Here is a 14,029-nt window from a genome sequence, read left to right as displayed (position 1 = left end):
AGGCTGGTTGAGCGAGCAGCACCCAACGTAAGTGATGCCACTTCGACGCTGCATTTCTCAGCATGCGCCATCGCGCATCAGCGCAGACGGCTGGCCACAAAGTCCCAATTGATCAGTTTCCAGAACGCATCCAGGTACTGCGCGCGGTCCTGCTGATGATCCAGGTAGTAGGCGTGTTCCCACAGATCGCAGGCGAGCAGCGCGGTGTCCGGGCCGGTCAGCGGCGTGGAGGCATTCGGAGTAGCCACCACGGCCAATCTGCCATCCGGGCGCTGCACCAGCCACACCCAACCCGAACCCACCGTGCCGAACGCGATGCGGTTGAATTCCTGCTTGAAGTGCACGAAGTCGCCGAACGATGCCGCGATGCTGTCGGCCAGCCGGCCCAGGGGTTCGCCGCCGCCGCGCGGGCGCAGGCACTGCCAATAGAAATTATGGTTCCACACTTGCGCGGCAAGCTGGAACAACGTGCCCTGCGCCTGCGCGATGATCTCTTCCAGCATCAGCTCGGCAAACTCGCTGCCTTCGATGCGCGCATTGAGCCGTTCGACCTCGCTGCGATGGCACACGCCATGGTGGGCGTCCACTGTCGCAGCCGACAGATGTGGCTCCAGGGCGGCGCGGGAGTAGGGCAGAGCAAGGTGTTCGATCGGCATGGTGTTCGGGGCAGCGAAGGGAGTCCGGCGAGAGGGCGCGTTGAAGGCTTACAATGCGCGCCTTTGCGGAAGTCTATCCGACCCGGCGGTCGGGCCTGCCGCTCCCAGTCAGGAGAGTTCAATGCCGGTGATGGAACGGATCCAGGCCGAAGTCGAGCAGCACCCGATCGTGCTGTTCATGAAAGGCACCCCGCAATTCCCGATGTGCGGTTTTTCCAGCCGCGCCGTGCAGGCTCTGGTGGCCGCAGGCGCCGACCAGCTGCGCACCGTCAACGTGCTCGAAGAACCTGAAATCCGCGCCAATCTGCCGCGGTATTCGAACTGGCCGACCTTCCCGCAGCTCTTCATCCACGGTGAGCTGATCGGTGGCTGCGACATCACCATGGAGCTGTTCGAAGCAGGCGAGCTCAAGCGCATCGTCAGTGAGGCCTACCAGCCGTGAGCAGCACGCAGGCAGCCGCTGCAGCGGCGCTGGCCGGGCGGGTCGTGCTGGTCACCGGCGCCGCCGGCGGGTTGGGCGCTGCGGCCGCGCAGGCCTGCGCACAGGCAGGTGCCACCGTGGTGTTGCTGGGCCGCAAGCTGCGCCCGCTCGAGCGTGTCTATGACGCGCTGGCCGGGCAGGGCGCAGCACCATTGCTGTACCCGCTGGATCTGGCCGGCGCGACGCCGGACGACTATGCCGCGCTCGCACAGCGTCTGCAGTCCGAGTTGGGTGGACTCAGCGGCGTGCTGCATTGCGCCGCCGAGTTCGCCGGGCTCACGCCGGCTGAACTGGCCGCGCCTGCGGAGTTCGCACGCAGCATCCACGTCAACCTGACCGCACGCGCCTGGCTCACTCAGGCCTGTCTGCCGCTGCTGCGCCAGCAACAGGATGCGGCGCTGGTGTTCGTCGTGGATGATCCCGCGCGCGTCGGCCAGGCCTACTGGGGCGCGTACGGCGCTGCCCAGCATGCGCAACGTGGTCTGATTGCCAGCCTGCATCATGAAACGGCCGCCGGCTCGGTCCGCGTCAGCGGGCTGCAGCCAGGGCCGATGCGCACCGCCTTGCGCGCACGTGCATTTACGCATCAGGAAGACAGCGACGCGCTGGATCCCGCGCGCTACGCCGCTGCCTGCGTTACCTTGTTGTGCATGGCGGGCGCCTCGCACCGCGGTGCGATCTGGAGCCCCCCCGCATGACCATCCTATCGGCAGCGCTGCTGCTGTTCCTGATCCTCGACCCGCTCGGCAACATCCCGGTGTTTCTCAGCGTGCTCAAGCCGCTGCCGCCGAAGCGCCAGCGCTTCGTGCTCGCGCGCGAGTTGCTGATCGCCCTGTTCGTCCTGATGGCGTTTCTATGGGGCGGCAAGTACGCACTGGAGTTGATGCATCTGCGGCAGGAATCGGTGGCGATCGCCGGCGGCATCGTGCTGTTCCTGATCGGCATTCGCATGATCTTCCCGCGCCCCGAAGGCCTGATGGGCGAGATTCCCGACGGCGAGCCCTTCATCGTGCCGCTCGCAATCCCGCTGGTGGCCGGCCCGTCCGGCATGGCCGCAGTGATGCTGATGGGCAGCAACGAACCCACCCGGTTATGGGATTGGAGCCTGGCGCTGATGATTGCCTGGATCGGTGCATCCACGATCCTGGCCTCGGCCCCGCTGTTGTACAAACTGCTCGGTCATCGCGCGTTGACCGCAATCGAGCGCCTGATGGGCATGTTGCTGGTGGCCATTTCGGTGCAGATGTTCCTGGATGGCCTGGGCACGTATTTCAAGCTTCCGGTGTCGATCTGATGTTTCGCCGCCGGCTGCTGGTGTTGATCTGGCTTTCGGTGGCCTAGCTGGCTTGACCCTGGCGTAGCTGCGGCCGGGGAGGGGCGGCCCCACGCAATGGCTTGTTGGCATGGCGTTCGATCCCATTGCCAAGTTGGAGACGCCAATCCCACATACCGTGGGACTTTGCGCACCTTGGCGTTTCCGCCTTCACATGCGAAGTTCATGTTGCAGTGCGCGAAGTTTGTCACGCCGCCGTCACAATCAGGCCTTAGCGTGTTAATCTGTTGTTAACCGTTGCGGCAGCAACCAGCCGCGCGGCAAGGGACCCCAGATCATCGGCAGCCCACCCCCGGGAACGGTTGGGCTGACTGCGCCTTTTTGTCACTGCCCAACCTGTATCGAGGCTACCGAAATGACCCACCCCCGTTGTCTCCGCATGTCCAAGCTCACGCTTGGTCTCGTTGCTGCACTCGCCGCCGCCCCCGTGTTCGCACAGAGCACCTCCGCCGGCGTCGCTGGCCTGGTCACCAGCAGCGGCGGTCAGCCGGTGCCGAATGCCGAAGTCACGATCACCCACGTCGAATCGGGCACCGTCAGCCGCGCCACCACCGATGCCAGCGGACGCTACAACGCGCGCGGCCTGCGTGTGGGCGGCCCGTACACCATCACCATCACCAAGTCGGGTGAGGGCACCAAGACCGAAGAAGGCGTTTTCCTGAACTTGAATCAGGTCAACAGCGTGGATGCGGCTCTGGGTGGCGACGTGACCACGCTCGGCGCGGTGCAGGCCATTGGTGGCGATTACGGCTCCGCGCTGTTCAGTGCCAATAAGATGGGTACCGGCACCAACGTGACCCGCGAGCAGATCGAATCGCTGCCGTCGATTAACCGCAACTTGCAGGACTACGTGCGCCTGGATCCCCGCGTGGCGCAGACCGACAAGGCGCGTAACGAAATCTCGGTGGGCGGCCAGAACCCACGCTTCAACCTGATCCGCGTTGATGGCATCAGCACCAACGATGCGTTCGGCCTAGAGTCCAATGGTTTGCCGACACCACGTCAGCCGTTCTCGATGGACGTCATCGACGAAATTTCGGTCGATGTCGCCAACTACGATGTGACCATTACCGGCGCAACCGGTGGTGTGATCAATGCGGTCACCAAGTCCGGTACCAATGAATTTCACGGTTCGGTATACGGCACCTATCGCGAGAACGATTGGTCGGGCAAGAACCAGAATGATATCCGCCCGCAGCTGTTCGATGACGAGACCACCTATGGTTTGACCCTTGGTGGCCCGATCATTAAGGACAAGCTGTTCTTCTTCGCCAACTACGAAAAGTACAAGGGCAAGGGCGTGTTTACCGGAGCCTCTGGCTACGGTCCGATCGGCTCGGGTGAGAGCAATATCGTTGGAATCACCCAGGCGCAAGTTGATCAAGTCATCGACATTTCGCGCAACGTTTATGGTTTCGATCCGGGAACGCTCACACTGCCTGCGCTGGACTCCGATTCCGAGGAGAAGGGCTTCAAGCTTGACTGGAACATCTCTGACAAGCATCGCGCTTCGTTCCGCTACGGTGAGAGCGAGCAGAGCACCGCCAACCTAAACGGTTTTGGTAATCAGGCGCTATCACTGAATTCTTTCCATTACGTCCGCGATTTCAGCCTCAAGACCTATACAGCCCAGTTGTTCAGTGATTGGACCGATACCTTCTCGACTGAAGCCAAGGTGTCGTACCGCGATTACTCGGCGGTGCGTACAGCTGCTTCGCAACTGCCGGCGATTGGTGTGCGTTTTGGCAATAACACCGTGAATCTTGGTACCGAACAGAGCACTCAGGCGAACGAGTTGCGGACGGAAACCTGGAACGCTTTCTTCGCGGGTACATTGTTCCTTGACGATCACACCGTCAAGTTTGGTTTCGACTACGAAGACAACGACATCTTCAATCTGTTCGGTCAGCGCGTATTCGGTTCGTATACGTTTGATTCGGTCGCCGATTATGCTGCAAACCGTGCATCGAATTACCGCTACTCACGCTCCAATAGCGGCAATATCGATGATATCGCTGCGCAGTGGGGGATGCGTAACGTCGGCGTATTCATTCAGGATACCTGGGCTGTCAGCAATAATCTCACGCTGACTTTTGGTCTTCGTTACGATGAGCCAATGGTCAAGCAGAGTCCGGCTTTTAACGCCGCTGCATCCGCTGCCTTTGGCCGCCGGAACGATCAAACCATCGACGGCAACGGGCTGTTTGAACCCCGGTTCGGCTTCAACTATACCTTTGATAGTGACCGCCCAACACAGCTGCGCGGCGGTGTAGGCCTATTTCAGGGGGCAGCAGCGACGGTGTGGCTGTCGAATCCATACTCTAATACGGGGCTGGCGTTTACCGATTTCAACTTCCCTAGCCAAGCTGCTGTTAGCTCGGGTGGCATTCTCTTCAATCCTGATGTCAACGCTCAACCCACCGGAAATGGATCGGTTGGCGGTTCGACGCAATCGGTTGATTTTGTGGACAGCAAACTGGGGCAGCCTTCGATCTGGAAGGCCAATCTGGCGTTCGATACCGAATTGCCTTGGTATGGCATTGTTGCGTCGGCCGAAGCTGTGGTCACCAAGGTCAATGAGGCGATTTACTATCAGCAGTTGAATCTTGGCGGCGTCACGCGCGCCGGACAGGATGGCCGCGATTTGTTCTGGAACGCTGCGGGACTGGATAGCCGGTGTTGGAATGCTGCGGGAACCAATGTTAACGGCCGAGCTGCTCCAGATGCTTGCGTCCGAACGTCAGTTGCTACGCGTCCATCCTTGGTGGATGCACGGTCGGGTCGTAATGCTGGGTACAACGACGCCTTCATTGCGCGCTCCACCGATAAGGGCGGTAGTGAAAGTTTCACCGTAGGCTTGAACAAGCCGTTCAATGGCGGAGATTGGTCGTGGGGGCTGTGGTATACCTACACCGATGCGGATGAGGTCAGTGGCCTGACGAGCTCTGTTTCAGGCTCGAACTATGCTAATAACGCCGTGTTCCAGGCCAACGAAAACGTTGCTTCGACCGCAGCGTATGAAATCAAGAACAGCATCCTGGGTACCTTGAACTGGAAGCATGCGTTCTTCGGCGACTACGAGACCAAGCTTGGCTTGATTTACCAGGGCCGCAATGGTCGTCCGTACAGCTATGCCTTCGACAACGATGCCAATGGCGATGGTCGCCTGAACGACTTGCTGTACATCCCGGCAGGTCGCGGCGATGTGTTATTCGGTTCTGCTGGAGAAGAGCAGGCATTCTGGAACTACATTGAAGGCAATGAGTATCTGGCTGCCCGTCGTGGCCAGGTTGCCGAACGTAATGGCGCACGTAATTCCTGGATCAACCAGTTCGATCTGCATATCGAGCAGGAGATTCCCGGCTTCTTCAAGGGCAACAAGGCTTCTGTGTGGCTCGACGTCATGAATGTCGGCAACCTGCTCAACAAGAAATGGGGCCAGGTCGAGGAGTATGGCTTCCCGGGTATGCGTGGTGTCGTGGAATACGGCGGCATTGATGCAGCCAGTGGCAAGTACGTGTATCGATTCAACACGCCGGATCAGGCCACGGTGTATGACGATCGCGGCATCTCCCGCTGGGCCCTGCAGCTGGGCTTCCGCTACCAGTTCTAATCTGGCCAGCGCGTTGCATGTTGCAAAAACGGCCGGGTTCTCCCGGCCGTTTTCTTTTGGGCGGGTGAGTACGCTAAAGTCCTGCGCAGACGACAGGAGCAAGCTATGGAACTCAGCAGTACGGCAGCACGGGCGCTGCCGGTGGTGGATGCGCGGATCTATCCGCGTGGTGGCCTGGACGTGCTGTCCAAGGCAGAAGTGGCACGGTTGCGTGATGCATCCAGTGGCGGCATGCATGAGCTGTTGCGCCGGTGTGCGCTGGCGGTGCTGACCAGTGGTAGTGCATCCGACGACCCGCGTGCCGCGCGTGACCTGTACCCGGATTTCGACATCCAGGTGAATCAGCAGGATCGCGGCATCCGTATCGATCTGATCAACGCGCCGGCCATGGCCTTTGTGGATGGCGAGATCATCCGCGGCGTGGCCGAGCTGTTGTTCGCCGTGGTGCGCGACCTGGCCTACATGGCCATCGAGCTCGAAGCGCAACGTGCGGACCTGGACACCAGCGAAGGCATCACCAATGCCGTGTTCGGCCAGCTGCGCAACGCGCGCATCCTGCAGCCGTCCGACCCGAATCTGGTCGTGTGCTGGGGTGGTCACTCCATCTCGCGCGACGAATACCTCTACACCAAACAGGTGGGCTACGAGCTCGGCCTGCGCGGTCTTGACATCTGCACCGGCTGCGGCCCAGGAGCAATGAAGGGCCCGATGAAGGGCGCCACCATTGCGCACGCCAAACAGCGCAAGCACCACACGCGCTATATCGGCGTCACCGAGCCGGGCATCATCGCCGCCGAATCACCGAATCCGATCGTGAATCACCTGGTGATCATGCCGGACATCGAAAAGCGCCTGGAGGCGTTTGTTCGCATTGGTCACGGCATCCTCGTCTTCCCGGGTGGCGTCGGTACCGCCGAGGAAATCCTGTACCTGCTCGGCATCCTGCTGCGCGAGGAGAACGCCGGCCTGCCGTTCCCGCTGATCCTGACCGGGCCGACCATCGCCGCGCCGTACTTCGCCCAGATCGACCGGTTTATCCGCCTGAGCCTTGGTGAGTCGGTCGCATCACGCTACGAGATCATCGTCGGTGACCCCGTCGCGGTGGCGCGCCGCATGGCCGAAGGCATTCACGAAGTGCGCGCGCACCGCAAGGACCAGAAAGACTCGTACTACTTCAACTGGTCGGTGCACATCCCGCTTGAGTACCAGCAGCCGTTCGTGCCCAGCCACGAAGCCATGGCTGCGTTGGACCTGCACCACGGCCGCCCGGCGCCAGAACTTGCGGCCGACCTGCGCCGCGCCTTCTCCGGCATCGTCGCCGGCAACGTCAAGGAAGACGGCATGCGCCGCATCGAGGAGTTCGGCCCGTTCGAGATCCACGGCGACCCCGACATCATGCAGGCCCTGGACGAGCTGCTACGTGGCTTCGTCGAACAGCGCCGGATGAAGATCTCGGGGGATTACCGGCCTTGTTATCGGGTGGTGACCTGATTTTCTAGCTGACGGGACTAACGTTCGTCGGTCAAGAGAGCCGCTTGTCGGTCGGGCGCTTGTCTTTACCGCTCTGGCCACTCATGCTCCTCAGTATTGACGCTGGGGAGCGTATTGATGTTTTTCTGCCGTGCTCGCGGGTTCACGCTGGTTGAGTTGATGACCACGGTTGCGGTCGTTGCGATCGTGGCCGCTATCGGATACCCGAGTTTTCAAGGCGTCATTCGGTCGAATCGCGCTGTTACTGCAAATAATGAAGTGGTCGGGTTGCTTAACCTCGCCAGGAGCGAAGCACTGCGTTCTGGCCAAAGTGGGGCGATCTGTGGAAGCAGTAACGGCACTGCCTGTGATGGGAGCTGGGGCGGAGGGATCCTTGCATGGAGCGATGTCAATACAAATGGTGCATTGGATGGCGGAGAACCGGTCCTGCGCTACTGGCTTGGCAATCCAAAGCTCGTTGTTCAAGGCCCGAGTAGCGGTCTAGTGGCCTTTGACGGCCGGGGACGCCGAATTTCTGCTGCCGACCAGCAAATCACTGTGCGCCCGGATCAATGTGGCGGCCAGCAATTGATGCGAACGCTGCTCATCAATGCAGCTGGGCAAGTCAGAAGTAGAAAGGATAACTGTCAATGAGACAGCACGGCATTAGGCGGGAAGCATCTGGGTTTACATTGATTGAAGTATTGATAGCGATCATTGTTCTCGCGTTCGGGCTGCTTGGCTTTGCACTGCTACAAACGATGAGCGTGCGCTTCGTGCAAAGCGCCAACTATCGAACACAGGCGACCAATCTCGCCTATGACCTTATCGATCAAATGCGCTCAAATCGGTACCAGGCTAGCCAGTACACCGCGGCCAGCTTCGCCGCGGGTTCGGTGACCGCAAGAGGAGCCTGTAGTCGGCCGACCGGCGAGACGGTGTCCATCACCCAACATGTCACTCGCTGGAAATGTCAGGTTGCCAAGGCATTGGGAGAATCTTCATCGGCAAATGTTGTGGTCGCCAATGGACAGGTCACTGTGTCCATCTCTTGGGGTGATCAGAAGTGGGACGCAACTGATCCGGATACATCGACGACATTCGCATTGCAGACAGAGATCTGAATCATGACCGCACGTACCAGGGCGGCGGGTTTGTCGCTTATTGAAATGATGATTGCGCTGGTCATTGGCCTTGTGCTGCTGCTTGGGGTGATCCAGGTATTTTCCGCGTCGAGGACAGCATTTCAGCTGTCTGAAGGAGCGTCCAGAGCCCAAGAAAATGCTCGGTTTGCCCTGGATTTCCTGGCGCGTGATATCCGTATGGCGGGTCATTTCGGTTGCGTCAACGACCAGGCGCATTTTGTGAAAGGCCAGGGGGATCCCCGCGTCAACTTGTCTACGACAACCGGAAGTGGCAGCCCACTGGATTTTTCTGTATCGATTCAAGGGTATGAAGCTACAGGTACATCGCCAGGAGCGCAGCTGCGGCTCGGCGGAACGTTGTCCCCCGCCGCCGGTGTGCCTTCGCAGATTCAAGGGCTCAATCCTGCTCCGTTGCCAGGCAGCGATATTCTTGTACTACGTTTTCTTTCCCCTGAAGGTGTGCCAGTTACTGGGCTGGTACGTACAGGCAGCAACTCCATTGCCAGCTTTGATGCAGGGCGATTGTCACGTTTAACCAGCGGAGGCGTTGGAACCCCCACCTTATTCGGCATCGCCGACTGCTCGCATGCAGACGTGTTTACCGGGACATCTGCTGCGAGTTCTGTAACGACGAGCGTAGATCTGTCGCGCTATACCGCACAGCCGACGGGGCAAACAATGCTCTATCGTGCTGAATCACTGGTGTACTACGTCGGCACCGGAGCCTCCGGTGAGCCTGCACTGCGTCGAGCACGCGCGGCAAGCGATGGCACGTACGCTCAGAACGAGGAGCTCGTCGAGGGAATTGAAAGTCTGCAGTTGCTATATGGCCTGGATTCCACAGCCATTATCTCAAGTGCCACTCCGCCAGTGGGAAATATAACGTCTCAATTGACAGCATCAGCGGTGGGAGCCAGTGCAGATGCGGCCGGCGCCAACCAGTGGCGACGGGTTGGGGCGGTCCAGGTAGGAATTCTGGCACGCAGTCCCAATACGGCGAACGCAGTTGCCACGGCTAATGACGATCCCGTGGGTGTACTGGGAGTCAGCATGCAGCCGCCATCTGCACCTGACGGCCGCTACCGAGCCAGTTATGAACTATCCATCGCACTTCGCAATCGCTTGTTTGGCAACTAATCATGAATCCTCAGCGCACACTCGTGAATAAAGTATCTTTGTCCTCGCGTAGTCGGCAGAGGGGCGCTGTTCTGTATGTCGCCCTGATCATGTTGATTCTGCTTGCGTTGTTAGGTATTTCTGCAATGCAGGTGGCAGGGATGCAGGAAAAGATGGCATCCAACTACCGTGCCGTTAACCGTGCTTTCCAGCAAGCGGAGGGTGTCGTACGTAACGGCGAGGCGTCAGTTGAGGCGATTTCCAACCGCACCGCGCTACCAACTGGCAGTACGGTGACCTCTGCCAGCATAAAACGCGGATGCGATGATGGTTTTGACCCGGTGCTGTGGGCCCGCGAGCAGACCTCGATCGAGGCCACAAATGTACGTCAGATAGACCAGTGTATCGAGGGCGAGGCGAGCATTGGGATGGGGCCGCCGATGGATTCTGCGTCGCCGATCTTTCAAATCACAGGCGTTTCCGTGGACGATGAGACAAACGCCTCGTCGAGGTCCGCCATTGATACCGTCTTCAAGCTTTAAAGGCCTACAGTCATGCCATCGCGCAAAGTAAAGCTTATTGCTGCCTCCACTATGGTCAGCCTGCTTGGGCTGGGCTTGGTCTATATGCTGGTTGCTGCGCAAGGCCAGGGAATCCTGGCGCAGGAGCCGCTTAATAACCAGTTGTCTATCCCGCCAGCATTCATTATGGCGGTAGACGACTCTGGTTCTATGACCTTTCAAACGCAGTTTCCCGGAGCTGACGGACAAGGGTGCTGGAGCACTGCCCGAGAAAGCTTTTTTTCGTCGGCTGGAGCCCTTAATACTAGCGGTCTTTGCGGTTACAATCATGTGATGGTTGGTCCTAGAATCGATACTAGTCGGCTTGGCGTGCCACCTATTGATCTCTATGGATTTGCAAGGTCGGCTGCCTACAACCCGACTTACTACAATCCTCGTGTAGTATATGATCCATGGATTAAGGAAGACGGGAAGGAGTCCTGGGGGGATGCAAGCACGACTGCTACACCAATCGACCCTCGACCAACATATACCGCAACTGTAAATCTTACGCAAAATTTGATTTGGGGCGATCGTTCCGATTCGTCTAGAATGCAAAATGGGATGGTGATTCCAGTGGGCACCCGCTATAGGGTCTATAGCGGAAATAATTTGGGCGGAACTCAAACCGCGAATGGATCTGAATGGACTGCTGGTCCAGCAGATGTGCTGATTTCTACAGTTCGCTCGGTATTTTTCACTCCCTACACGTCTAATAATGATCCGTTTCCGGTTCTTCCGGGCTCGGTCAACGCATACAACAGTGTGGACACTCCTCGAATCAGAGTAGCTAATGCTTGCGGGCAAGGTTGCGATTTGTGGAAGTACACAATTAATGCAAGCTCCACTGACGCCTTGCGGAATTTTGCTAATTGGTTCTCTTTTTATGGGAATCGTAATAAAGCAATCGTCGCGGGTCTGACGCGCTCTTTGGTCAATGTGAGGCAGGATCTGCGCGTTGGCTATTTTCGTATCAATCAGCACGCTAGCTTCGATTCAGTAAGCGATGCGTTACCAATGCGGACCATGGGTAACGATACTCAAAGAAAGGCTCTTTATGCTGAGATGATTGCGCTTACGGCTAGTGGGGGTACGCCTAACCGTGAGGCCGTGAATGCTGCAGGGATACAGTTTCAGAGAACCGATACTGGATCTCCCATTCAATTCGCGTGTCAAAAAAATGCGGTAATGCTTTTTACTGATGGTTACAATAATAACCCTGGCGGTTCTGCAGGTGCAACCAATGCGCAAGGTGACGGCGGAATGGGCCCCCCTTTTAGCGATACCTATGACAATACGATGGGGGATATTGCAGCTAAGTATTATAACGATGTTGCTGGGAGATCTCCGCTGCGACCGGATTTGCCTGCGGGTTTAGTTCCCGTGCCGAGTGCCTGTGCTGCGGCACCCAGTGTGCGACTCGACTGCCAAAAAAATCTCCACATCAATTTTTATGGAGTTACGCTTGGCGCACGTGGAAACCTCTTTAATCCGGACATAGTGCAGGACGCGTACACGGATGCTGCCATTTATCGGAACTGGCCTGCACGGTCAGATAACGATCCTGCGACTGTTGACGATATTTGGCATGCTGCTATTAATACCCGTGGGGATTACATTAATGCTAGAACGCCAGCGGACGTCACCGCTGCGATCGATCGCGTCATTACATCTGTGACGGCGGGAGAGTCGCCATCTGGTACCGCTGCGCAGACTGGGGCGCGAATCGGGAACGGATCATTTGCTGTGGCGCCAGCCTATCAAATCGGGACAGATGGCACGGACTGGTACAGTCGTCTAATCGGGAGTCGCGTCTCACTTGATCCGCAATCCCGGCTACCCATAACGACACCAGTATGGGAGGCCAGCGCCCGTCTTGCCGCAATGACCCCGGCATCTCGGAATATTATTGTGAACGAGGCAGGGGTTGCTGCCGCGTTCAATGACACAAGTATTTCGTTGGCTGACTTGTGTTCAAAGCCGGCCGGGCTTTATCCTTCAATGTCGAAGTGTTCTGAGGCCGGTCTAACCTCCATCGGTGCGACTGCGCGGACGGCTATCGCTTATTTGAGAGGAGATCCTGCTAATGAGTCGCCCCTGAAAAACCCCCAATCACCCAACGCCCGCAAGGCCTTGATGTCTGCAGTGGCGTGCCAGAACTACCAGTTTTCGCTACGCTGAAGGCTGGTTTCTGGCAATTTCCACTCATGCATACACGCCGTCCTGCTGCCGAGCACATGCCTGCCGAGGAGTTGTTTCGTTCGCGCCTGGAGAACCAGATCGATCTGCGGCATCCGCTGGCGCAGCTGAGCCAACGGATGCCGTGGACGGCGTTGGAGCAAGCACTTTCATCGCGCTTGCCGGCCACCCAGGCTGGTGGCGGTCGGCCGGCATTGCCGGTGCGGCTGATCGCCGGTTTGCTCTACCTCAAACACGCCTACGACCTGTCCGATGAGGCGGTGTGCGAGCGTTGGCTGGAAAATCCGTATTGGCAGTTTTTCACTGGCGAGGTCGTGTTCCAGACGCGCTTGCCGTGCGATGCCAGCTCGCTGACGCGCTGGCGTCAGCGGCTTGACGAAGCGGGGATGGAAGAGTTGCTGGCACACACCATCAACGCTGCACATGCCATGCAGGCGGTGGACGCACGCGAGTTGTCGCGGGTGATCGTGGACACCACGGTGCAGGAAAAGGCGATTGCCTATCCGACCGATAGTCGGTTGCTGGAGGTGGCACGCAAGAAACTGGTGCTGCTGGCCAAGCGTTACGGCATCGGGTTGCGGCAGAGCTACGCACGGCAAGGTCCGGCCCTGAGCCGCAAGGCGGGCCGCTATGCGCATGCACGCCAGTTCAAGCGCATGCAGCGCGTGCTGCGACGTCAACGCACGGTCTTGGGGCGGGTGTTGCGCGATATCGCGCGCAAGCTGGACCAGGTGGAACCCGGCGTGCGCGAGCGCATCGCGGTCTGGCTGGAACGTGCGCAACGGCTGTACACGCAGCGTCCGAAGGACAAACAAAAACTGTACGCATTGCATGCCCCGGAAGTGGAATGCATCGGTAAGGGCAAGGCGCGTCAAGCGTACGAATTCGGCGTCAAGGTCGGCATTGCGGTCACCGCCTGCAAGGGATTGGTCGTGGGTGCGCGTAGCTTCCCGGGCAACCCGTACGACGGCGACACCTTGGCCGAGCAGCTGGAGCAGACACGCGGGTTGCTGCAGGATCTGAGCGTAGAACCGACGGTGGCGATCGTGGACCTGGGCTATCGCGGGCGCGAGGTCGATGGCGTGCAGGTGCTCCATCGTGGCAAGGCCAAGACGCTGACGCGACGGCAATGGCGCTGGATCAAACGACGGCAGGCGGTGGAACCGGTGATCGGACATCTGAAAGACGACTGCAGGTTGCGTCGCTGCAGGCTGAAAGGTGCACAAGGCGATGCGCTGCACGTACTCGGCTGCGCCGCCGGCTACAACCTGCGCTGGCTGCTGCGCTGGATCGCGTTTTTGCGTGCCTGGATGCGGGCGATGGGATGGCCATCCTTTAGCGCCGTGCCGCTGTCGCCGATGACACTTGGTGCTTGAAGGGGGTTTTTCAGGGGCGACTAATGAGGTCAGAAATAGTGGTGGTTTCCGTGATCGCACTTCTCGCTTGGGTGATATAA

12 protein-coding genes are annotated in these 14,029 nt (G+C 58.9%); 11 read left to right on the top strand and 1 reads right to left on the bottom strand.

Annotation, left to right across the window (positions count from 1 at the left end; genetic code table 11):
* Positions 1-77 precede the first annotated feature (77 nt).
* Complete coding sequence (locus XCC_RS13005; protein ID WP_011037634.1) at positions 78-656, bottom strand: superoxide dismutase; 579 nt, start codon at positions 654-656, stop codon at positions 78-80.
* Between the two features lie 121 nt (positions 657-777).
* Here XCC_RS13005 and grxD point away from each other — a divergent pair, with 121 nt between their 5' ends.
* The 11 genes from grxD to XCC_RS12950 all read left to right on the top strand — a co-directional run bounded on the left by grxD (position 778) and on the right by XCC_RS12950 (position 13,949).
* On the top strand, positions 778-1,098 hold the full coding sequence (gene grxD, locus XCC_RS13000; protein WP_011037633.1) for a Grx4 family monothiol glutaredoxin: 321 nt from the start codon (positions 778-780) through the stop codon (positions 1,096-1,098).
* Positions 1,095-1,835, top strand: a complete 741-nt coding sequence (locus tag XCC_RS12995; protein ID WP_011037632.1) for an SDR family NAD(P)-dependent oxidoreductase — start codon at positions 1,095-1,097, stop codon at positions 1,833-1,835. Before grxD ends, XCC_RS12995 begins: the two co-directional genes overlap by 4 nt.
* Positions 1,832-2,431: a YhgN family NAAT transporter gene (locus XCC_RS12990; protein ID WP_006450537.1), complete on the top strand. Its 600-nt coding sequence runs from the start codon at positions 1,832-1,834 to the stop codon at positions 2,429-2,431. Before XCC_RS12995 ends, XCC_RS12990 begins: the two co-directional genes overlap by 4 nt.
* A 394-nt stretch (positions 2,432-2,825) precedes the next feature.
* Positions 2,826-6,083: a TonB-dependent receptor gene (locus XCC_RS12985; RefSeq protein ID WP_011037631.1), complete on the top strand. Its 3,258-nt coding sequence runs from the start codon at positions 2,826-2,828 to the stop codon at positions 6,081-6,083.
* A 105-nt stretch (positions 6,084-6,188) separates the two neighbouring features.
* Positions 6,189-7,574 carry a nucleotide 5'-monophosphate nucleosidase PpnN gene (gene ppnN, locus XCC_RS12980; RefSeq protein WP_012437978.1) on the top strand — a complete coding sequence of 462 codons (1,386 nt, stop codon included), beginning with the start codon at positions 6,189-6,191 and terminating at the stop codon, positions 7,572-7,574.
* 117 nt (positions 7,575-7,691) lie between these two features.
* Positions 7,692-8,207 carry a GspH/FimT family pseudopilin gene (locus XCC_RS12975; RefSeq protein ID WP_011037629.1) on the top strand — a complete coding sequence of 172 codons (516 nt, stop codon included), beginning with the start codon at positions 7,692-7,694 and terminating at the stop codon, positions 8,205-8,207.
* The gene (gene pilV / locus XCC_RS12970; RefSeq protein WP_011037628.1) at positions 8,204-8,677 is read left to right on the top strand and encodes a type IV pilus modification protein PilV; all 474 of its coding nucleotides are present in this window, start codon (positions 8,204-8,206) and stop codon (positions 8,675-8,677) included. Before XCC_RS12975 ends, pilV begins: the two co-directional genes overlap by 4 nt.
* Positions 8,678-8,680: 3 nt before the next feature.
* On the top strand, positions 8,681-9,835 hold the full coding sequence (locus XCC_RS12965; protein WP_011037627.1) for a PilW family protein: 1,155 nt from the start codon (positions 8,681-8,683) through the stop codon (positions 9,833-9,835).
* Positions 9,836-9,837: 2 nt separating this feature from the next.
* Entirely contained in the window at positions 9,838-10,356 is a 519-nt protein-coding gene (locus tag XCC_RS12960) for a pilus assembly PilX family protein (protein ID WP_011037626.1), read from the top strand.
* A 12-nt stretch (positions 10,357-10,368) separates the two neighbouring features.
* Positions 10,369-12,555, top strand: a complete 2,187-nt coding sequence (locus tag XCC_RS12955) for a hypothetical protein (protein ID WP_228442141.1) — start codon at positions 10,369-10,371, stop codon at positions 12,553-12,555.
* Positions 12,556-12,581: 26 nt separating this feature from the next.
* Entirely contained in the window at positions 12,582-13,949 is a 1,368-nt protein-coding gene (locus tag XCC_RS12950) for an IS5-like element IS1478 family transposase (protein WP_011035783.1), read from the top strand.
* Positions 13,950-14,029: the final 80 nt, after the last annotated feature.

Origin of the sequence: Xanthomonas campestris pv. campestris str. ATCC 33913 (genome assembly GCF_000007145.1) — a bacterium.
Lineage (GTDB): Bacteria > Pseudomonadota > Gammaproteobacteria > Xanthomonadales > Xanthomonadaceae > Xanthomonas > Xanthomonas campestris.
Note: the sequence above shows the minus strand (reverse complement) of the source record. Positions and strands in the feature narration are given on the sequence as shown.